Here is a 21,983-nt window from a genome sequence, read left to right on the forward strand (position 1 = left end):
GGACCGTGCCCATTTGGACACGGTTTTTCTTCAGTTAGGCCGCGGCTACTTCTGCCACAGCGGTAGTTTGGGATGATAGAGCAGTTTTTTTAGGAAGCTTGACCTGATGATCTCCGCTGAATTGATAATCATTGAAGATGTGTTCTGCTGTAAGCAACTGATAACTTCCGTCCTCTAGTTGATGGGTAGTGTCTTTCAGACGATACACGTAATGTCCACAGGTCCATATCTTAAAGTTTCGCATCTGGGTACACAAGCAGGTCTTGTCTTCTACTATCAGCTTGCCACCTTCTTTTTGGGTTCGCTCTAATTCTCGGTTGTAGGCATCCACGTAGGCACAATGCCCATCACTATCAAGTATGTAACCAAAAGCTTCGCAGTTTGGTCGAATACCCTGTCCAATGCCCGGTGAATTGGTCAGCATTCTCATGGGATAGCCTGTTGGTGAAACTTGATTGACTACCACATCCTTTTCTAGGGCTTCGAAATACTTTTGTTTAGCTCGATTTGGAAGGCCACATTCCTCGGAGACGGTGAATCTGGTGGCAACCTGAACTGCAGCAGCCCCAAGCTCCATGTATTCAACAGCATCGGAACCGGTAAAAATCCCACCAGCAGGGATGACAGGTATCTCGAGGTCGTTATCTTTCAAAAATTCGACTACTTCAACAAAAACGGTCTTGAGATCATACTCAGCCCAATCCATCCCAAATCCCAGGTGGCCACCTGCTAGGGGTCCCTCAACAACAATGTAGTCCGGCATCCGATCAAGCTTAGCTGCTCGCTTGAGAAATGGACGTAGAGCTCTAACAGATGAAACAATGATTCCCAAAAATGTATCCCGGAATCTAGGATGATCACTGACCAAAGCCATGGTGCCCAAATGGAGTCCAGCGCTAAGCGTAATACCATCTATCCCAGCGTTCATGGCCCCAACCATTCTTGCTTGGAGAGTTTCCCGAGGATTATTCATCGAGAGCTTTTCCATGCAATTGACGAATATCATCCCATTGCCGCGTTTCGCATTCATCGTGTTGTCGACATGCAGAAAAGCAGCATCTTCCACCATTTTCAGATCGAAATGAACCTGAGTTTTGTTTGAACTTGAGGTGTTCGTCTTGTACTTCTGATACTTTTGTTGCACGAAGTTGGTCTCGTATCTTCGGTCTGAAACAGTAGGTCCCATCGCATCGGAAATGTGACCGATACCGCCAAGGCGAGCTGATTCCAGAGCCAATGTGGCTGTTGAGATGTCCACACCCATGCCGCCGGTCATGATCGGGACATACTCTTTTTGGCGCAGTTTCCAGCGAAAATCGTCAACCATCTTCATCATTTGCTATACTCCAGAGTAATATTCTTCGGATTCAGTTGCAGCGCTTATCCCGGAGAATGGAGAATGGGGGGTGGGAATCAAAGCGAGGCGATCTCAGCGAACTGAGGAAATAATCTTATCAAATCGTTTGCTTCAATAGTTTCATCCCAAAAAGGTTAGAAAAAATTCTTTCAAGAAAAGAACCAATCTTCAGCAAATACTAACGTTGTAGCCGGGCTAAGGAAAGCACAAATTCAAAAGTCTCATTTTCTTGCACCGGAAGTATCAGGATTTTGAATGACCCAAACAGCACGATTGCTCGAAACGCTTAAACATTATTTAAAGATTCAAGGAATCACTTATCGCATTCTTGCGCAACGTCTCAAATTAAGTGAATCCAGCGTGAAAAGGTTGTTTTCGGACCAATCATTAAGTCTGAAGCGCTTAGAAAAGATTTGCTCTGTACTGGGCCTCGATTTCTATGAATTGGTCAAACTCAGTCGGGAACAACAACCTCTCGTTGATTCATTCAATGATATGCAGCTAAAGACTCTGCTCAGTCAGCCGAGTTTAGTAGTTTTGCTCGTTTTATTCGTCAACGGTTGGGCAACAGAAGAACTTGTTGAAGAATTTGGGCTAGAAGAAGTTGAACTCAGAGTACAACTTGGTCAATTGGAACAACTGAAGCTGATTGAATGGCTACCAAAAGACCGCATTCGTTTGTGTTTTGAACGAAGTGTTCTTTGGCAAAAGAATAGTCCGCTCTGGCAAATTTGGGGTCGAACAAACATGACAGAATTTCTCAATGATGAATTTGATCAAAGCAACGAGCGCTGGCATTTTGCTGCAGCTCAACTTTCAGTAGATTCCAGAAAGCTGATCGTGAGTGAACTGGATCGGCTTATGCAGACGCTGCGAGAATTACAGGATGTTGATGCTGCTTTACCCGCTGATGAGCGAGAGCCTACAGGATTTTTGGTTGCACACCGAGCTTGGGTCCCATCTCTGTTGGATAGTTTGCAGTCACAAACCAAAGACTTGGCTTCAAAAATTAAGTAAATCAAAAATTATAGAATCTGATTTAGATCAGTGTATTAAGTAATTTATTACTACTATCAAAAGCCGAAAAAATTTGCTCTCTTTGGGCAGATGTTCTAGCCCTATAAAATAACATATTGAGGCAATGGCTTACCGATTGTGCGCACAAAGACTCCTCTTCGGTTTCCTATGAATGTGACAGATCAGATTAATTCCAGCGAATCGGAAGGGGCTTTCAACGAATTCGTTGAAGAACAATTGGAAAACCTTGTCGACACTATTCTCACAGAGGGGGATCTTGAGAACTTTGGCGAACGGGGGAGTGATATTCTGGTAGAAATGGATGACATCGTTGCCCCCACCTTTGTCTATGGTGACGAAGGAGAAGGGAGCGGAGGTAGTGGTGGGGGAGGACCGGGTAGCGGTGGAGGGAAAATCAGATTCAACGTCCCCTTTCAATACTTGATGGAAAGAGTCGCTAGATCCCTGAAGCTGCCGCGTCTTGTTAAGCAAGGACATGGGAAAATCAAGGAGGTCTCCTACGAATTCAAAACCTTTGCTCCCTCAGGGATTGTTCTTGATAAGAAGCGGACATTCAAACGTGCTCTACGTACAAGTATTGGTATGGATGTTTACGCTCCCCACGAAGAACGCTATGAATTTCAATTCATGCGACGGGATCGTCGTTTCAAAGTGCCAGAGCGAGTTGAGAAACCTCGATTCAAGGCAGTAGTTTTTTACATGGGGGATATCTCCTATTCAACATATGGGGAACGTCTTCGCCTCGAAAAACGCTTGGTCAATTTCATCCAAAACTGGATTGACTACAGCTACGGTGCAAAGAACGTCGACCATCGATTCTTCGTCCACGATGCAGAAGCCTACGAGGTCCAGGCTGAACAATTTTACCAAGTCGGAAATTCTGGGGGTACGCATGCAGCTCCGGTTTACCAATTGATTCACCGGATCGCCACGAACGAATACGACCCAGCATCAACAAACTTTTACGGCTTCTATTTTGGTGATGGTGAATTGTTTGACGATGACGCCAAGGAAATTGTCAAAATTCTTGAAGGACATCTGCGCCCAATCTTTAATCGAATCGGGGTCATAGAAGTCCAACCAGGGCGCTTAAGTCTGCTGAATCGGCAGATTGCAACACAATTTTATCGTGACTCCATCATTCGTCTTGGAGAACTAAACGATAAACTTGAAACCATTGAAGTTATCAAAACGCTTTTCGCTGAACACTGAGAACTAGGGAAGTTCAATGCGTGCAGTCCAGACAGATCCAGAAATTTATGGATTGGAACAGCGAGTAGTTCACCATGCTAAAGCATTCGGACGAACGCTGCCTGAGATGCGATTCTTTATTCTGGATAGCTTGGAGTTTATGTCTCTCCTTGAAAAATATGTCTATCCCGTAAGCCCGCTAAACATTTGGGAAGGCAAACGGATGGTGACTCGTAAGCACCGAGTTGAGACCGGACAGGAGGCGAGTATCTACTACGAGGTAGTTCAAACTGGAAATCCTTCTTACGCCTACTTGAACAGCACGAATTCACCCATGATGCAGGCCTCAGTCATGGCACATGTCGTGGGGCACTGCGAATTTTCCGAACTGAATGTCCTAAAGGACTCTAACCCAGATCGTACAGAGTGGGTGATCTATCTTTCCCGCAAGGTGGATCGGGCTCGTCAGCAAATGGGTGAGATTAACTACTCCCAGTTCTGGAACGCCTGCGAATCTTTTGTTCCTCTGATTGCTCCTCATTCACAATTTAACTTGGCCAGGACTGTAGAAACAGAAACGGCCCGCCAGCAGGAGACAGATACGTATGTATCTGAAGACAAACCTGTTCCTCGGTTAACACCCTCTTTCAGTACTATTGATAGCCTGATGCGAAACGTCAGTCCAGAGACAACTTGGCAAAGGGAGATGCAGGCCAAGCAGCATCAGGAAACCATCAGCCGCACAGGATTTAAGCTAAAGGCTCCCTGTCAGGATATCATGGGTTTTCTGTGTCGCCATGCTCCAGCAAGTCAGAGTGAGCGAGCGGTTTTAGATTACATTTACTCAGTCCATTCGACCCATGATTTCGTAATCAGAACGCAAATCATGAACGAAGGCTGGGCGATGTACTGGGAAAAGAAAATCATGACTGAGCTTTTCAAAGAACAATCAGTCAAAGGGATTATTGATTACGCTCGTGTCTTCTCAGGTGTCTGTTATCCACGGCCATATTATATGCGAAATCCGTATCATCTGGGTTTCTACCTTTGGACTCACATCGAGGAGCTTTACTGTGATGGGAAAGTAAGTTTGGATTTTCATGAGGAAACAAGCCAAGACGTCAAAGATCATTGGAAACGACCCACAACCAAGACACCGATGCAGCAGATGGAGCATCTTGTCAAAACGGTGACAGACTATGAGTTCCTCAGACGATTTTTGACTCCAGAACTGGTGCACGAATTTCACTTGAATCGATTCAGTAAACGCCAAGCACAACAACTTAGAATTCCACCTGATAGCATTGTTCAGGAGGATCACTACAATGTCTGGATTAATCCAGAGCCTATCAAGAACGAAATGCTAAATTTCTTTACTCACTTCCATCGTCCGAGGATTTATCTGATCGATACAGATTTTCAGGATGGAGGCTTGTTGCTTTATCACCGAGACGACGGTCGTCGCCTCCGGAAAGATTGGATAAAACCCACACTAAAGAATCTGAACTTGATTTGGAAAGCCCCTGTTTATCTGATCTCTCGCAATTGGCTTTATTCCTTTTCGGCAAATCTATTCAAAGAAACCGTGGTTACGGCAGTTCGCTTTGAAAGCATTCTGGAACGAATGCGAAACTCGGAAAAACCATTCCGTATTTAGCATATGGAGTTAGCATGGCCGAATTACCGTTGAAGTTGCGCGACTTGTTGGGATATCGGCGAAAGAACACAATTCATTTCTCCGATTTTGTAAATAATCTTCTCGAAGAACCTGAAACCCATCTACATACCTCTTCCTCAATTATCTCTGCCGCAATCAAATATTTTGGACACGAAATTGTGATTCAGAGCGGTGAACCAGTCATCAGTTACAACGTTTTCAGGGATCCTTTTAGCAATGGTATCAATGCAGTATTTGGTCAGGAATACTGCATCAAGCAGGTACTGGACATCATTGAATCAGCAGACAAAGAGGTTGGGCCAAATCGGGGAATTATTCTTGTGGGTCCCCCCGCATCAGGAAAAACAAATGTTGTAGACCTGATTATTCGTGCTTTGGAGGAATACACTAAGCAGGTTTCTGTAAGGCTCTATACTTTCTTTTTCCGCTTTGAAAACGAAGATGGAAGCCGCTGCGTAGAAGTACACTCTTCTTTCCATCATAATCCCCTGCTGCTCTTCCCTACTTTGATGCAAAAAGCTGATGGGAATCTAAGCCGTCCCCGGCAAGAACTTTTCGATCATATCAACCAGCAACAAGAAGAACGAACACTTCTAATTCCCAGTTTTTACCAAAATGCCAATCTTGATAAAAAGACTCTCGATATTCTTGAAGAACTCCTCAGTAATCCGAAAAACAAAGGGATGAGTCTTTTTGAGGTCTTAGAGAGGTATGTTCGAGTGGAAGAGATCGAGTTTTCTGGGGCCCAAGCTCATGGAATTTCCAATATTGATGACATGCAACACCTGCGAGTCCGTGTCAGTCCACAGGATCTCAGTGCAGAAGATATGGGGATTGTCAATGAACACTTACCAGGCAAGTCCTTGAGGTATTATGAGGGGTCAATTATTGGATCTAATCGAGGGATTCTCCATATTCATGACGCCTTTGGTGTGAGTGGAGAGCGGATTTGTGAAAGTGATTATAAGCCCCTACTGATGTTACTGGGCAGCGGTAGAGTTTCAGTTGAATCCACGCAAACGGCAGTTGATAGTACAGTAATCCTGACAACCAATATTGAGGAAATGGAACTGCTGGACCACCAACTGACCTCCTCAAAGTTGCTGGACCGCATAGAGAAGGTTCCCGTCAACTATCTTTTAGATGCAAGTAGTGAAACCGATATTCTCCGTAGAGATCTGGCAAATATGCGCGAGAAGTACGACGTTGATCCAAACCTTCTGAGGATCGCCTCATACTACTCTGTGATGACAAGACTCCTGCCACCAATGCGGAAGAAGTTTCCTTCAAGTTGGAATCAAAGGAAAATTGAACTCTATCTAAACATCACTCCTGAGCAAAAGCTTTTCATCTACTCGGCGTACGCTGAAGACCCTGTCAATACCATCAAAAAACTTCCGCACTGGCATCCTTTCCGAAACGAGGCCCTGCGACTTGGTTTGAATCTAAACGATGAACATAGTTTTCGAGATCAGATCTCTCACCATCCTGAATCGGTTAACCTTCGTGACTCAGGGCTTTTCACTGAGGAAGATTTAAGATTAATTGACGATGAATTTATGCGGGATTTGTGGAAGGAACACTATCCCAACGAGGGGCGCAATGGGATCTCGATCAGACAGTTGCAAAATGTGATGCGAAACACGATGGCAAGTTCAGATGGACTGAAAGTGCACGTCGGCATCTTCCTAAGCCAACTGAACCGCATCATCACAGAAGGCCCAGATTTACATCATTGGTTGGAGATCGATACCCTTTACACACGCAAGCGGAAGCCCATACCAGACCGAAGTGTCGGGCGCCATGAGTTGCAGGAAGGGGAGGGAGACTACGGAGACTTCCATGGATTGGTGGGCGTAGTACGAGCCATTTACTTTCACATCATTCGCAATGAAGTCACTGTTTGTACTGTGGACCGCGATCCACGGCAAATTGAGGCTGATCTGAGAAGATACCTTCAATACGCACTATTGGCTCGTGCACAAAGAAACAGAGCTTTTGCCCACGTGATGGTGCCTCGCTTTACCTTCATTGATCCAAACAGCGGAATGAAAGTAGACGAGCCTGATTACAACTATATGAAGAGCATGGAGAGAGTGATGGAGCCGGAAATGGATGAAGAGTTGTTCCGGCAGATGATTGCACAAAAGTTCTTAGATCTGCAATCTAGTGGAGAGTTAGTGCTAGAAGGAAATAGGACAATCATTAACTCAAGAAATGACAACCTGCTCAATTGCTTTGCACAAGAGTACTCCAGAGCACTCTCACATCGCAAAATTGAGGAGGAGATCAACCCGGAAGTGCTGCACAATGCCTTCTTCCACAAGTTGAATGACGTAAATCACTACAATAGCATTGACCTGGGAGTTCAGAAGCTTGTCGAGACAATCATCACCAACATGCATCAACGGTTTGGCTACTCACGAAGCATTGCGCTGACCACAATCGTTTATGCCTTGAGAAAAGATATTGTCAATTTTAAGACAATCCTGAGTTGACGAATTTTTAGAAGAGTCGGCTTCCGTTGGGAACAACTCTTTCGGGTGTTGCCAAAACTACAGATCCGTGCTCATCTGGGAAACCTGTGACCAAGCACTCTGAAATGAAATGCCCAATCTGCTTTGGTGGAAAATTCACGACGGCAACGACTTGCCTGCCGAGTAATTCTTCTACTTGGTAATGTTTGGTGATTTGAGCACTTGAGCGCTTCACCCCTAACTCTTCTCCAAAATCAACCCAGAGTTTCCAGGCTGGTTTGAGTGCCTCTGGAAAAGTTTGCACATCAACAATGGTCCCCACCCGAAGGTCCACCTTCATAAAATCTGTCCAAGATAGATTGCTCATGTCTTCGCCAATTTATTGCCAAAAAGAGTTTGCCATTCTTCAGGTTTTATCTGCTTGGCATCAACTCTTCGGTATTGTTGCCCGATCTCATAGGCTCTTTTGACAGCGGGTCGGCTACCAATCAGGTTTAGGTAGTCAGCCACGTATGGAAACATTGATAAATCCTGCTTCTGCCTCTCCCAGCCGGTTGCCCAAGGATAGATCGCCATATCTGCAATGGAATAGGTCCCAGCCACAAAGTCGCGACCCCTCAGCCGATTATTGAGGACACTGTAGAGACGGCTGGTTTCCTGAGTATAACGTTCCTGAGCATAGGGCACTTGCTCTGGAGCATAGATGTTAAAATGATGATTCTGTCCCAACATTGGACCGAAGTGCGCAACCTGCCAAGTTAGCCACTGCTCTACCTCCCAGCCTTCTCGAATTTCTTGAGGATAAAATCTTTCCGTCTTTTGAGCGAGGTATCGCAAGATTGCACCCGATTCAAATAAGGGAAGAGGATTCTCTCCATCCTCAGGCTCGGTATCCACAATTGCGGGCATCTTGTTGTTTGGAGAAATCTTTAGGAACTCGCTATCGAATTGATCACCTTTGAGAATATCAACCGGATGAATTCTGTAATTGAGCTGGGTTTCCTCGAGAAAGATGGTGATTTTATGCCCATTGGGCGTGGGAAAATAATAGAGTTCGATCATCTAGACTTATCCGATCACAAGAGAGGGTATACAAGAAATTACTGAGAGGGCTTCTTCCACTCCCACCAAGCCTTGGTCAATAGTCCACTCAATACGAGTCCTCCACCAAGAATGCCCAACTTACCGGGTAATTCATGCAAGAATATCCAGGCTAGTAGGATACCGAAAACGCTTTCCAGAAGCATGATCATGCTTGTTTCTGGTGCGCTGATATAGCGTGGACCAGATTGAATTCCAATGTAAGCCATCGGGAGACAAACTCCCCCTAACAATAACAACCAGCGTAAATTTTCCCATGGGGGCAATGTAGCACCACCGAGTAAGCCAGATCCAATACTAAGCAGGAAACAGGCTGGCACAAGCACTGGTGTCACATCTAAGGGAGCCCGAGAACGTGCGCCCAAAAAATTAATTGCGGTCGCCAGCGCAGCACCAAGCGCCATTAAAAGTCCAAACACGCTTGAACCTGATTCACCCATGGCAGCGCTATCCATAACAATTAAGGTCGACCCAACAATGCTGATCCAGATCAAAATCCAGGTCAAGCGGTTGATTTTTTCTCCCAGCACCAGCCAACTCAGTAACCCCGCGATTACTGGAGTGGTATTTAGCAACAACAGGACGTGAGCTACTTGAGCATGTTGAATTGCCAGAACAAAACAAGTGGAGCTACAAATCAAACCTATCATCACGACCCATCCTGGTCGCCCAACTTGTCGAACCTGCTTCCACCAATTAAGTTGGTAACGCAAACCTGTGAATAGTGCGAGTCCGATACCTTGCAACAAGCTGCGCCAAAAGAGTTGGATTTCCAAAGGTTGATCAGCTAACCGAATTAATAGGGAGTCGGGTGAGATGAACAGAACCCCCATTGTGACCAGCAGGAATCCCCGAATGCGATGAGGAGATTGATCAGTCAATGAGTTGTTTGCTTTCTTGTCGTAGAGACTGATTCTGAAAGGTAGAAAAGAATGACCAGCGGTTATCGTTCAAAGGTAGACCAGAACAAGGACACCCGTGTAGGAATAGAGTTGAAGCCCCAAGGGTACCTGGGCTAATTCAAAAGCTCCAAAGTAACCAATGATTGGAAAGGAACCCAGACGTTGATTTATCTGCTTGAGGTCGACATCATCTTCACCATAGAGTGGACGCCCACGTGCAGCACAGTTGAAATAGATTCCAAAATCAGGTGTCTCTGGCAAAGTATCCCAGATTCGATCTAACATAATCTCTAGATCTTCTTCTGCGGCTAACCGATTACGCAGGGCAAAGGAGACAACATTACCCTCTTTCACCAGCTCCGGGACTTCCAAGCCTTGGGTGACTACATCGATTCCACTGAGATGCCTTATGATTGTAGACTCTCCAACAAACTGGGGCTCTTGAGGATTTAACGGAAAGCTGAGCATCAACTGTTGCGCAGCGCTTTCGATATCATTGAATCCAAGTTCCACGGCTGCCTGTACATAAGACTCCAGCGCTGAGTGTCCATCCAATTCGATAATCTGGTTGTTTTCTACTTTTGTGATGAACATGGGTTCCCCAATCACAAGGGCTGATTGAGTCACTCCTACTTGGTAGCGAAATTCTCCGATCAGCGTCATTCCAGATATGCCATGCTCGACGATTTCCTCCTGTCCCAGTTGGACTGAGCGATTCCAAGCACCATCATCACAGGAACCTGCACCAAAAACTTGCGGCTGATTGCTTGTATAGCGCAGGGTATTGATGAAATTATGTGGAGTTTGCTGATAGGCATCAGGGAAGAAGAGGAAAAGGGGCTCCTCGCACTTCAGCCCTTCAAGAAATTCACGAAGTTGGTGAGCCACACTAGGAGAATGCTCTCGACGCTGGCAGGTTGTTAGGGCATTGGTTCTGATTTCTGGGGTCTGGGCCAATAAGATGACAAGACCTGGTTCCCCAAAGATTTCTCCATTTTCAGAAAGTACACCACCGGCACTGCAACCGGTCCATTGCGTTCCGGGTGTATTTTCAACCAGGATTTGTCGAATCTTCTCAGCATGATCAAGATGCTCTGCTGAGAAGAAGATCAGTCCCCAATCCACAAGCCCCTGAACTTTCATGCGAGCTTGTTGGAGGGCTTCTTCGACTGCCTGAACGGAGTTAGATTTACTGGAACTTCCTGTCCCGATAGCGCTCATGAACTATAATCTCCAGTGACTTCGCCGCTCAGCTATGATTGGTGTCGAGTAGGGCCGTGTTTGAAATGGAATTATCAGTCTCGATGCTGAGGTATTTTATCGGTAAAATGACTATGAACCATTTTTTTTGAATCTAGCAGATCAAAGCTAACAAAAAGCGTTTTCAAAGGCCATGAATTTCATGATCTAAACGATCTCTTCTTCAACAGAGTGGAGATCAATTCACAAGCCTCATTTTCACAAGATAAATTATGGAAAAAGTGATCAAGTCAGAAAAGGAATGGAGGAATCAACTGACCTCTGAGGAATTTTACGTTTGTCGCCAAAAAGGTACCGAGCGGGCCTTCACTGGGACTTACAATCAATATAAAAAACCTGGAATCTACGTTTGTAGATGTTGCGGTCAGTTATTATTTGATGCAAACGACAAGTTTGATTCTGGAACAGGATGGCCGAGTTTTACCCAACCAATACATCCAGAAGTGGTGGCAACTGAAGTGGACCGGAGCCATTTTATGGTTCGAACTGAGGTACTTTGCGCTCGTTGTGATGCACATCTTGGTCATGTCTTCGAGGATGGCCCAGCCCCAACAGGTCTCCGTTTCTGTATGAATTCAATTTCGTTGCAACATCAGCCACCTCAGCCAGATGAGACAGAATGAACCCCGAGCAATATCCTGCCGTCTTGCTGCATGGTCTGGCTTGTGATCCTTACCTCTGGGAAACAACTGAAGGACATCTTCAGAGAGCTGGTTTTGAGGTACACCAACCTCTTATGCGAAATCAAGATTCTATCTCCAAAATGGCGGAGTTCGTTTTGGAGGAGGTCGAGGGAGAATTCATTCTTGGGGGACTTTCAATGGGTGGCTATGTCTCCTTTGAAATTTGGAGAAAGGCTCCAGGGCGTGTAAAGGCCCTGATTCTCTGTGATACAAACTATCGACTGGACACTCCAGAGCGTGTAAAGGCCCGTGAACAAACAATGCGACTGGTGGAAAAGGGCAATTTTGATCAGATGGCTAGCCGTTTCCATGGGATGCTAACAGCTCAGGATTATCTAAATGATGTTCAGAAATCAGAGAAGCTGAAGGCGATGATCTATCGAACTTCCCCTGAAGAATATTTAAGGCAGCAAACTGCAATTTTTAACCGTCCGGACAGTACTGAAACTTTGGCAGCGATTGACTGTCCTACCCTGATTCTGTGTGGGGAGTTTGATCAAATGACTCCTCCTGCTGTTCATCAGGAAATGGCTGCTAAAATAACAAGAGCTCAACTTGAAATCATCTCAGGGGCTGGACATCTATCCACTCTAGAAGCTGGCGACAAGGTAGGACCACTTATTTGTAATTGGTTACTGGGATTAGCCGATTGATCAAAATTCTTTTCATGATTGAATAAGCCTGAGAATCCAAGATTCAGCAGAAAAACTGACGAAGTGTCCGTTAATTGAGTTCAAATGACCCCGTGAATTAATAGAAGCTTAGATTCCTTGACTTACCTACGGCTTGAGCGAGGTATGGATTTCCTTCTTGATAATTTGCCTGCTTGAATGTTGGAGAGTCTTATCAGCTGCTTGCTTAGGATGATCTTTACCCATAGGAGTCAGACATGTTTAAGCAATCGACCATCGAACTTTACGATGAATACACAAGCTCAAGATTGCCACGACGTCATTTTCTGGAGATATTGGCCTTATTAGCAGGGGGGCCCACAGCTCCAGTAGCTCTGCTACCAGTATTGGAGAATAATTATGCGATGGCCGCCCAGGTAGTAGCGGAGCAGAATATCTGGCTGACGGCTGGGACTAATGAAATTCTGAGACCAAATGGCCCTATTCAAGCTTACGTCGCAAAACCAAAGAACGCATAAAGCTACCTGCTGTGACAGTGATTCATGAGAATCGAGGTTTGAATCCGCATATCATGGACATTTCTCGGAGAGCAGCGGTGGAGGGTTACTTGGCCTTAGCACCTGATGCTCTCAGTCGGGGGGGAGTTGCCAAATGATCAGGATCAGGCTCGTAGCTTGATTCGGGAACTGGACAGGGGAATCACCCAGCAGGACTACTTGTCTTCAGTCAGTTTCGCCAAGAATCACAGCGATAGTTCCGGAAGAGTTGGCTGCGTCAGTTTTTGTTGGGGAGGTGGGATGGCAATTCAATTGGCTGTAAACTCAACTGAGTTTAGTTGCTCAGTTTCTTTCTACAGAAGTCAAGTCAGCGCCGAGGATGCGCCTAAGATGAAAATTACTTTAGTGTTACACTATGCGGGCCTGGATGAACGAATCAATAAAGGCATTCCTGAATTCATCAATGTACTGACAGTAAACGCTGCTCCTTTCACAATGCATATGTACCCCGGTGTCAACCACACGTTCCATAACGAGACCAATGGTGCACGTTTCGACCAAGATTCAGCAAAGCTAGCCTGGCAAAGAACGGTTGCATTCTGGAACCACTACATCAAGATTTAATACCTACTTTGATCACCGGGCTCTAAGCTCGGTCCTCAGATCAGATCACTCTACATATCCCCATCCATCGACCTGATTTGTTTATTAAAATCAGGATCTGACTAAATTATTGTTCAGCAAAAATTATATATGATAAATTTTTTTCCAACAAAAATTAAACTGTATATGGAAAGAATTTAGAAAAAAATTTAAAATTATTTTGCAAGTGCGAAAAAATTAAGTAAAATTACTAAACATAAACTAAAAATTAATTAACAATTTTTTCTACAGGAGACAATATGCTTCCCGCCTATCAAAGATATCAAGAAATTGAGCTTCAACGGTATTTCAAGAATGAGTATCGAGATGACTGGGAGTTTGCAATGACCCAGTTTGTCAAAGTGCGAGAAGAGAGAAAAAGTGTGTCAGTTCGTCAGTTTTTTCTCAAGGGTTGGCAAGGTCTGCTAGGTTTTGCTGGTATTCACAAGCAGTATGGGATTGATCACAAGCATCCTCAAGCCGTCTAATCATCGCTTGAAGGCAGGAGGTCTCGTCAAAGATGTGGGGCCTTCCTGCTTACCCAGACTTTCAAGCGATCATTGTTCTGATCAATAACCTCTATCTACTCCCACCTAATCTTAGATTTTTTTGGTTTGGATCAGAAACCGAAGGCTCAATTAGGCCTCATTTGAATCCTCCACAAATCTCCGATCAATCCCTTCTTTATTATTGGTAGTAAATCCAAGGGTGGACACCAAAAGTGATCTACGGCAGACTATCTCCATTTAGTTAAATGAGTGTCTTGTAAATTCGATTCTTCAATCTCCCACCCTTGATGTTTAGCAAACTTTCCCAATCGTCTCAGTTTTGGATAACGTTGATCCTAGTGGTAGCTGTCCATTTGCTCATCATATTTGTAGCGCTGATGGATTATCAAACGATTGATCGCGCCTCATCGAAAGAGAATCTGGCGGAACCAGAAGTTGTGAAATCAGAGTCCCCTTGCGATGGAAAAGATCTGACTGGCAAGAACAGAGAAGTAGTTGGAGATCGGGTGAACCTGAGAGTCGGACCTGGAACCAAGTTTGAGAAGGTTACTTACGTAAATCCCAACGATTCAGATCAGGAGTTGGTGGCTAGGTTGGAATCCGGTATGAGAGTTCTAGAACAGTGTCTCTCAGGAGATTGGGCAAGAGTGATGGTTGATCGGCCAGCCCGTTACAAAGAAAGCCACAAAGGCTGGGTTGCTCGGGAATATTTACGCTAAAATTGGTATAAATCAGTTGTAACCAAGTTCTTTCACACCATAAATTCCGCAAAGTCTGCTGAATTCTTCTTCCAGATAAGCTGGTATTGGAACTCCAAGCTCCGATCTTTCCTCTTTGACCCGCCACTCACGATCTCCAGGTGCCATAACAGCCATTCCTTCTTGTGCTGGTAAGGAACGCAGTTCCTGTAAATAGTTCTGCATCAATTCCATGAAAGTAGAACGAGAGACAAAAAGATCTGGCTTAAGAACCATGAAAAATTGGCCAAGATGCCTGGGGATTGACAAATCGTCAGAGTTCATCTTTAAGATTTGTGAGCAAAAAGGCATACCCGTTAGAGGTGAACAAAGCACTTCGATCATCCCACCCAGAGCTGCACCCTTGTAGCTATAGTCGTTGCCACCAAAGGAATTGAGCGCAACGGCTTCTTTGTGATTCTTCGTTGGTTGTCCGTTTTTATCGACGGCAATATCGTCAGGTAATGGTCGTCCTTGAGCTTCATAATCGGCCACACGATTCCAAGGAACACAGCTTGTAGCCATGTCTATTAGGAATGGCGTATCATTGTCGACTGGGGCTGCGAATGCGATCGGGTTTGTACCATGGAAGGGCTTTTTCGATCCATGAGGCAAAACTAGAGTGTCAGTGTTGGAGAAACCAAAGGCAAGAAATCCCTCATTTGCAGCTTCTTCAACGTAACTACCAAGTGCTCCCAGATGTGAAGAGTGAATCACTGAAATCATACTGATTCCGTAAGTTTTGGCTTTTTGGATTCCCTCCTCAATCGCACGATAAGATGCATAATGTCCAAAGCCGTTGTTTGCATTGACCTCAACTGCGACTGGGGTTACTTCCCTCACTTCTAGTTGTGATTTTCCATTGACCCGCCCTCCTCGAACAACCTTTTCATAGTGTGGTAATAATCGTACACCATGGCTATCCACACCTTTTATAGAGGCTGAGCAAAGAGTTTTGGCAACTGCTGAAGCGCTCTCACTTCGGGTTCCTGCTTTTTCCAGAACAGTTATCAGGAACTGGTTCAATTCCTCCACGGAGGAACGCTTCATTTGATTTTCCCAGTCTCGATTCTCGCTCATCGAATGTCTCTGTTGATTAGGCTATTACCGTTTGCCGCAGCACTGAACGCACCCCATTCTCTGTTAGTTCTTGAAGGACTGAGGTAAGTTGCTGAGAGAATATAGTATTATTAGCTAGGTCGCTGCTGAAGATTTCCTCTATTTGCAGTAATTGATTTACGTATTCTGTAGTCTTTTCACTATTCAACTGACCATTAAGAAATCCAGACTCTTGGGCAAGCTGACGCAGCTTTGGAGTCAAGGGGTCCTGCACCTCAAAACTATTACCATTCTCCTGAATTCCCGTCACATAGCGCATCCAGCCTGCAATGGCGAGCAGGACCCTTTTTGGAAGTCGATTGGCAGCATGATGATCGCGGAGGGTACCTAATAATCTTTGAGGGAGCTTCTGGGAGCCATCCATCGCAATTTGATAGAGGCGATGATTGAGTTCTGGGTTTTGATAGCGTGCCATAAGGTCATGGGCATAGGCCTGAAGATCAATCCCTGCAGGCATACTGAGAGTTGGAATGATCTCATCCTGCCACATTCCAAGAAGGAGCTTTTGAAAATCAGAATCACTGGCGGCATCAGCAACAAACTCATGGCCTGCCATGAAGCCTAAATAGGCCAGAGTCGAGTGTGTGCCATTAAGCATTCTTAATTTCATGTGCTCGAATGGTGTTACATCATCAACCATGGTTACCCCGACTTCTTCCCAAGCCGGACGACCTTCACAAAAATTGTCCTCCAGGACCCATTGAGAAAAACTCTCAGTGACTACAGCTCCTTGATCTTCTAAGCCAAGCTGCTTTTGCACATTCTGATGATCTTTCTCTGTAGTCGCGGGTACGATCCGGTCAACCATTGAGCTTGGACAGGTAACGCGATCGTTGATCCAGTCTGCAAGTTCAGCATCACGAAGTTTTGCAAATTCGATGAGTAGTCCCCTCAGCACTTTGCCGTTGCTCGGCAGATTGTCACAACTAACAATGCTGAACGGACCCAAATCTTGTTTCCAACGCCGATTAAGTGCCTCACAAAGATAACCCAAGGCGGAGCTAGGTTGATTTGTGTTTTCGAGATCTGCTATCACTTGAGGGTGTTTCTGGTTTAAACGACCCGTAGCTGGATCGTGACAGTAGCCCTTTTCGGTGACTGTTAAGGAAACAACTTTGGTTTCTGGGTGACAAAGCCGATTGAGGGCAGCTGCTGGGTTCTCAGGAGCACAAAGTACCTCACGAACGGCTCCAATGACTTCCATACGCTGCCCGCAGCGGTCATTCTCCACCAGAGTGTATAATCCATCTTGGGGAGCCAATTGATCTCGCACATTTGGGCTCCGAAGACTGATACCGGAGATGGACCAGTTTCCAGGGTATAGGCTCAGTAACTTGTCAGTATACCAAGCTTGGTGAGCGCGATGAAATGCGCCGATACCAAGATGAACAATACCAATCCCACAGGATTCTCGAGGGTAGCGATTACCAAATTTTTCTTGCAGTGCTAATGCGCGACTCATTTTTCCTCATTGAATCGATAAGCTTTCTTTACGAGCTGGTAGGCTAAATCAATTGCAACTTCCCTAGCTTCCTCTTCGCTCATTCGATGTTCACAGACGAGTTCTGCCAGATAGCGGCAGTCAATTCGTCGAGCTAAATCGTGTCTAGCAGGGATTGACATGAAAGCTCGGGTGTCATCATTGAAACCAACAGTGTTGTAAAAACCTGTGGTTTCGTTTGTTTGTCTACGGAAGCGTAACATCCCTTCTGGACTGTCATAGAACCACCAGGCAGGGCCTAGCTTGAGGATAGGATAGTGTCCAGCAAGTGGGGCTAACTCTCGGCTGTAGCTGGTCTCATCAAGGGTGAACAGAATCATGCTGAGTCGAGGTTCATTGCCAAATTTGTTTAGTAGTGGTCTAAGCCCATTGACATAATCAGTCGTTATTGGGATATCCGCTCCTTTGTCACGACCAAAACGTTCGAAGAGCGGTTGATTATGATTACGGAAGGATCCCGGATGCAACTGGACAACAAGGTCATCGTCCAGACTCATCCTCACCATTTCTGTGATCATTTGTCCGCGGAATTGGTCTGCTTCTACAGCACTGAGATTCCTTGCTAGTGCTCCCGACAAAAGCCGCTCACATTCGGCTCGGGAAAGATCTGCTGTAGTTCCAGTTGGGTGCCCATGATCTGTGGAAGTAGCTCCCATCGACTTGAAAAATTCTCGTCGCTGTTGCAAGGCCTTCAGGTACCCATTCCAGGTATTAGCATTTTCTCCAGTAATTTCAGCCAACTTCCCAATATTTTCAGCAAAGCCCTCAAACTCAGGATCAACCACTGGATCTGGGCGGAATGCGGTAATGACATTACCCTGCCAGCCTGAATCTTTTATTGTTTGATGGTGAGTCAGGGGATCAAGAGGAGATTCAGTTGTTGCCAAGATCTCGATTTGAAAGCGTTCGAACAAGGCACGCGGACGAAAGGCTTCGCTTGAGAGTTTTGCGTTCACTTCGTCATAAATTTGGTCGGCATTCTCCAGCAGCATGGGAACATTGATTCCTAGAACCTCATGCAGGGCGTGATCGAACCAAATCTTCGACGGAGTCCCACGAAACAGATAATAATGTTCAGTAAATATTCGCCAAATTTTCCTGTGATCCATTTCTGTAGGTGAACTGTCACGAGTCGGAATTCCCAAGTCTGTTAGGGAAATCCCATGACTGTAGAGCATTCGGAATAGGTAGTGATCAGGAATCAGGAAGAGTTCTGTCGCATTACCAAAATTTTGGTTTAGAGCAAACCAACTTGGATCGGTATGACCATGTGGACTAACGATGGGGAGATCACGGACTTCCTCATAAAGTCTTCGCGCAACATTGCGTTGGGATGGATCTGAACTGAACAGTCTATCTGGGTGATTAAATGGCGAATAGGGTTTCATTAGCATCGCTCCATTTGAGTTTTTGTGTGTTTCCAGTTGTTTCTTCAATGAATTTTGATGAACTGCGTGCCAAGTTGAACAGATGCTGGGCTCCAACGGTCATTGATGTATTCCCACTCCAACAATTCAGCAAGATCTCCAACATTTTGTGTGGTTGGCCAGCCCAATAGCTTTCTAGGTTGGATTGAGGTCCAGCGAATTCCTTGTTCAAGAGAGACGTTGTACCAACTTATGACATTTTGCAGACATTCCAGCAGAGTTGCTGCTGAACCAGCAAGATTCTGGGTTCCAAAGAGATGCACCACACCTTCAGGTTTGGATTGAATCTTTGTAGCGCCTAAAAAATAGATTCCAGGAACTGCCCCAGAAGCTGCTGTTCCATCACTGACTAAGATGGTTCGGTCTGAACCCTTGGCTTTGATATAGACGCTCAGTACATGAGGTTTCTGATGAAAGCCATCCGCAATAAAACTAGCAGAAAGACCTTCCTCAGCAAGTTGGCTCAGAATCGGATTGTCAACTTTCGGTAATAACTGGGCAACCCCATTGCCCAAGTGTGTTGATAACGATGCCCCAGCATTCACTGCTTTTCGGATATCTTCATGCGAAGCGTTCGTATGACCGAGAGATACGCGGACTCCACTTTCAACACATTTGGCAATCAATTCAAGGACACCAGGCATCTCTGGAGCCACAGTCAGAAGCTTGATTCGACCTCCTGCTGCAGCTTGCCAACTCGCGAACTTTTCCCAAGATGGCTTTTCTCCCATGAACTGAGAAGGATGGCAACCTGCAAAACCTTGTGCTGGATTGAGAAAAGGTCCCTCTAGGTGATATCCCTGCACCATCATCTGTGCAATGGGAGAGAACGCCCGTGCCCTCTCTAATGCTTCAAAGTTTTGATGCAAATCTACTTGATCAGCAGTGATCAAAGTCGGAAGTACGTTGGTCACCCCAGTTTTCAGGAGAGCCTGCATCGATCGATGGAATTCTTCGGGGTTTAAGTCTGGATTGTTAAAATCAATGCCAGCAAAACCATTGAGCTGGATATCACACAACCCAAGGGTTCTCTTTCTTTCAGATTGAACTGCACCATCAACAGTCTGAAGGGACTCTTTTAGAGTCCCTTGTTCATCGACGTGAATTTTTTGGTCAGCTGAAAAGAGCATGTTTCTACTAGGATCAGGTTGGCTGAGAGACTCCAGACAATGCTAACTCGGCTTGCCGATGACAGGCCACGAAGTGATTAGGTTGGACTTCTTCCAAGTCTGGTGCTTTTTGCCGACACAAATCAGTGGCAAAGGGGCATCTGGGATGGAAATGGCAACCACTAGGGGGATTGGACGGACTGGGCACATCTCCCTCCAAGGGTTGCATCTTTGAGCGAATTCTGGGATCAGCAACCGGTACGGCTGATAGCAAAGCCGCGGTGTAAGGGTGTTTTGGAGCCAGGAAAAGCTCATCTGTTGGAGACATTTCTACAATCCGGCCCACATACATTACGGCCACACGATCGCTAATGTGACGAACGACACTCAAATCATGCGCAACAAACAGGTAAGTCAGCTTCAACTGTTCCTGCAGATCCAGCAATAAATTGAGTACCTGGGCCTGTACTGAAACATCCAAAGCAGAGACTGGCTCATCGGCTACGACCAGTCGAGGATTTAGCGCCAGGGCGCGGGCAATCACGATTCTTTGCCGCTGACCTCCACTAAACGCATGTGGAAACCGACGCATATATTCTGGTCTCAGGCCCACAAGATGAAGCAGATCAGCGACTCGATCACTTCGTTCTTTGCGATTGGCGACACCGTTGACCAAAAGAGGCTCACCAACAAGATCAAGTAAGTTCATTCGAGGATTGAGAGAGGCAAATGGATCTTGAAAGATCATCTGCATCTCCTTACGTAGTGCTCTCAGTTGGTCACTGGTTAGTTGTGTCACATCCACCAACTGCCCATCAGCTTGACGATAACGGATTTCACCAGATGTTGGATTGATGGCACGTAGCAGACATCGGGAAGTGGTTGTTTTTCCACAGCCACTTTCACCCACAAGCCCTAAGGTCTCTCCCTGGTTTAAATGAAATGTAACCCCATCAACAGATTTTACCTGGCCTACTACACTTTTAAAAACCCCCTTTCGGATAGGAAAATATTTTTTTAGCTCCTTGACATCTAGCAAGCGCTCCGGAGGCATGAGTGTACTAGCAGTCAAAGTTGATGGGGTTGGTTCAGCTGACATTGACCTCCTCTTCATGAAGGAAGCAACTCACTGATTGGTGTTCGTTGATCACTTTGAGTACTGGTGCTTGATTGGAACACTTCTGTTGCGGGAGAGCCTCTTGGCAACGGGCCACAAACGGACAACCTGTACGTTTCTGAAATGGGTGAGGAATTGATCCTGAGATCGTTGGTAGACGACTGCGATTATTTGTGTAGACGGTTGGGATAGATCTAAGTAGAGCCCGCGTGTAGGGATGTTGGGGATTATGAAAAATTTGATCAACTGGGCCACTCTCCATCACCTTTCCTAGATACATCACCACGACATCATCAGCGAGTTGGGCGATCACTCCAAGGTCACGGGTGATGAAGATAATTGATGTCTGATGCTCCTGTTGTAGCTTGCGCAGTAGGCTCAGCACTTGAGCCTGTGTGGTGACATCAATGGCAGTGGTGGGTTCATCAGCTATAAGGAGCAGTGGATCGCAGGTAAGAGCCATTCCAATCATCGCACGTTGACGAAGCCCGCCACTAAGTTCCCAAGAATAGCGATTCATTGCGCTTTCTGGATTTGGAACTCCAACTTCTTTGAGACGATTCACAGCAATCTTTTTCGCTTCTTCATCACTGCCGGGTTGATGGAGTTGAATCACCTCTATCAATTGATTGCCAATGGTATGCACTGGACTGAATGCAGCCATTGGTTCTTGGGGAATCAGGGCGATCTCATTCCCTCGCAAGGCCCGAAGTTGAGCACTCTTAGCCGGTAACTGAACAAGATCAACCATTTCATCAGAGGAATTACCCAGAATTTTTGACCGAAAGCGAATGGCACCGTTTGCAATTCTGCCAGGTTTTTCGATCAAACGTAGGACTGACTTGATCGTGACACTTTTGCCGCAGCCACTTTCACCAACAATACCGAGAACTCTCCCTGGATACACATCAAAGCTGACTCCATCAACCGCTTTGACAGATCCCTCATCAAGCTCAAAAACAGTCTGCAGATCGCGGACTTCTAGCAGAGGCTGATTTGTCATTTG

The 21,983-nt window shown here is 45.7% G+C and carries 22 protein-coding genes; 11 read left to right on the plus strand and 11 right to left on the minus strand.

Annotated elements, in window-relative coordinates; genetic code table 11:
- Positions 1-34: 34 nt before the first annotated feature.
- Entirely contained in the window at positions 35-1,333 is a 1,299-nt protein-coding gene (locus tag P8O70_05675) for a nitronate monooxygenase (GenBank protein ID MDG2196365.1), read from the minus strand.
- Between the two features lie 279 nt (positions 1,334-1,612).
- Between P8O70_05675 and P8O70_05680 the strand changes: the two genes are divergently transcribed.
- From P8O70_05680 to P8O70_05695, 4 genes are all read left to right on the plus strand, one after another.
- Positions 1,613-2,374, plus strand: a complete 762-nt coding sequence (locus tag P8O70_05680; GenBank protein MDG2196366.1) for a helix-turn-helix transcriptional regulator — start codon at positions 1,613-1,615, stop codon at positions 2,372-2,374.
- A 168-nt stretch (positions 2,375-2,542) separates the two neighbouring features.
- Entirely contained in the window at positions 2,543-3,607 is a 1,065-nt protein-coding gene (locus tag P8O70_05685; GenBank protein MDG2196367.1) for a DUF444 family protein, read from the plus strand.
- A 16-nt stretch (positions 3,608-3,623) separates the two neighbouring features.
- Positions 3,624-5,243, plus strand: a complete 1,620-nt coding sequence (locus tag P8O70_05690; GenBank protein MDG2196368.1) for a SpoVR family protein — start codon at positions 3,624-3,626, stop codon at positions 5,241-5,243.
- A 14-nt stretch (positions 5,244-5,257) separates the two neighbouring features.
- On the plus strand, positions 5,258-7,762 hold the full coding sequence (locus tag P8O70_05695) for a hypothetical protein (protein ID MDG2196369.1): 2,505 nt from the start codon (positions 5,258-5,260) through the stop codon (positions 7,760-7,762).
- Between the two features lie 7 nt (positions 7,763-7,769).
- Here P8O70_05695 and P8O70_05700 read toward each other — a convergent pair whose 3' ends face one another.
- From P8O70_05700 to P8O70_05715, 4 genes are all read right to left on the minus strand, one after another.
- Entirely contained in the window at positions 7,770-8,108 is a 339-nt protein-coding gene (locus P8O70_05700) for a tRNA-binding protein (protein ID MDG2196370.1), read from the minus strand.
- The gene (locus tag P8O70_05705) at positions 8,105-8,803 is read right to left on the minus strand and encodes a glutathione S-transferase N-terminal domain-containing protein (protein MDG2196371.1); all 699 of its coding nucleotides are present in this window, start codon (positions 8,801-8,803) and stop codon (positions 8,105-8,107) included. Before P8O70_05705 ends, P8O70_05700 begins: the two co-directional genes overlap by 4 nt.
- Positions 8,804-8,841: 38 nt before the next feature.
- Complete coding sequence (locus P8O70_05710; GenBank protein MDG2196372.1) at positions 8,842-9,723, minus strand: DMT family transporter; 882 nt, start codon at positions 9,721-9,723, stop codon at positions 8,842-8,844.
- A gap of 69 nt (positions 9,724-9,792) precedes the next feature.
- Positions 9,793-10,965, minus strand: coding sequence for an FIST N-terminal domain-containing protein (locus P8O70_05715; protein ID MDG2196373.1), 1,173 nt, complete (start codon positions 10,963-10,965; stop codon positions 9,793-9,795).
- A 251-nt stretch (positions 10,966-11,216) separates the two neighbouring features.
- Between P8O70_05715 and msrB the strand changes: the two genes are divergently transcribed.
- From msrB to P8O70_05750, 7 genes are all read left to right on the plus strand, one after another.
- Complete coding sequence (gene msrB, locus P8O70_05720) at positions 11,217-11,627, plus strand: peptide-methionine (R)-S-oxide reductase MsrB (protein MDG2196374.1); 411 nt, start codon at positions 11,217-11,219, stop codon at positions 11,625-11,627.
- Complete coding sequence (locus P8O70_05725; GenBank protein MDG2196375.1) at positions 11,624-12,340, plus strand: alpha/beta hydrolase; 717 nt, start codon at positions 11,624-11,626, stop codon at positions 12,338-12,340. The genes msrB and P8O70_05725 overlap by 4 nt, the downstream gene beginning before the upstream one ends.
- Before the next feature lie 236 nt (positions 12,341-12,576).
- Positions 12,577-12,837, plus strand: a complete 261-nt coding sequence (locus P8O70_05730; GenBank protein ID MDG2196376.1) for a hypothetical protein — start codon at positions 12,577-12,579, stop codon at positions 12,835-12,837.
- Positions 12,838-12,854: 17 nt separating this feature from the next.
- Positions 12,855-12,974, plus strand: a complete 120-nt coding sequence (locus P8O70_05735; protein MDG2196377.1) for a dienelactone hydrolase family protein — start codon at positions 12,855-12,857, stop codon at positions 12,972-12,974.
- On the plus strand, positions 12,943-13,440 hold the full coding sequence (locus tag P8O70_05740; protein MDG2196378.1) for a dienelactone hydrolase family protein: 498 nt from the start codon (positions 12,943-12,945) through the stop codon (positions 13,438-13,440). Before P8O70_05735 ends, P8O70_05740 begins: the two co-directional genes overlap by 32 nt.
- Before the next feature lie 278 nt (positions 13,441-13,718).
- On the plus strand, positions 13,719-13,946 hold the full coding sequence (locus tag P8O70_05745; GenBank protein MDG2196379.1) for a hypothetical protein: 228 nt from the start codon (positions 13,719-13,721) through the stop codon (positions 13,944-13,946).
- A gap of 350 nt (positions 13,947-14,296) precedes the next feature.
- On the plus strand, positions 14,297-14,686 hold the full coding sequence (locus P8O70_05750; GenBank protein MDG2196380.1) for an SH3 domain-containing protein: 390 nt from the start codon (positions 14,297-14,299) through the stop codon (positions 14,684-14,686).
- Between the two features lie 12 nt (positions 14,687-14,698).
- Here the strand turns inward: P8O70_05750 and P8O70_05755 are convergent, their stop codons facing one another.
- From P8O70_05755 to P8O70_05780, 6 genes are read right to left on the minus strand one after another with little or no spacing between them, the layout of a single operon-like run.
- Entirely contained in the window at positions 14,699-15,784 is a 1,086-nt protein-coding gene (locus P8O70_05755) for an Ldh family oxidoreductase (GenBank protein MDG2196381.1), read from the minus strand.
- A 16-nt stretch (positions 15,785-15,800) separates the two neighbouring features.
- On the minus strand, positions 15,801-17,285 hold the full coding sequence (locus tag P8O70_05760) for a mannitol dehydrogenase family protein (protein MDG2196382.1): 1,485 nt from the start codon (positions 17,283-17,285) through the stop codon (positions 15,801-15,803).
- A complete protein-coding gene (gene uxaC / locus P8O70_05765) occupies positions 17,282-18,712 on the minus strand; it encodes a glucuronate isomerase (protein ID MDG2196383.1) in 1,431 nt (476 codons plus the stop codon). Before uxaC ends, P8O70_05760 begins: the two co-directional genes overlap by 4 nt.
- 44 nt (positions 18,713-18,756) lie before the next feature.
- The gene (locus P8O70_05770; protein MDG2196384.1) at positions 18,757-19,881 is read right to left on the minus strand and encodes an amidohydrolase family protein; all 1,125 of its coding nucleotides are present in this window, start codon (positions 19,879-19,881) and stop codon (positions 18,757-18,759) included.
- Between the two features lie 13 nt (positions 19,882-19,894).
- Positions 19,895-20,959 carry a dipeptide ABC transporter ATP-binding protein gene (locus P8O70_05775; GenBank protein ID MDG2196385.1) on the minus strand — a complete coding sequence of 355 codons (1,065 nt, stop codon included), beginning with the start codon at positions 20,957-20,959 and terminating at the stop codon, positions 19,895-19,897.
- On the minus strand, positions 20,949-21,980 hold the full coding sequence (locus P8O70_05780; GenBank protein ID MDG2196386.1) for an ABC transporter ATP-binding protein: 1,032 nt from the start codon (positions 21,978-21,980) through the stop codon (positions 20,949-20,951). Before P8O70_05780 ends, P8O70_05775 begins: the two co-directional genes overlap by 11 nt.
- Between the last annotated feature and the right edge of the window lie 3 nt (positions 21,981-21,983).

The organism is SAR324 cluster bacterium (assembly GCA_029245725.1).
In the GTDB taxonomy this organism is placed as follows: Bacteria; SAR324; SAR324; order SAR324; family NAC60-12; genus JCVI-SCAAA005.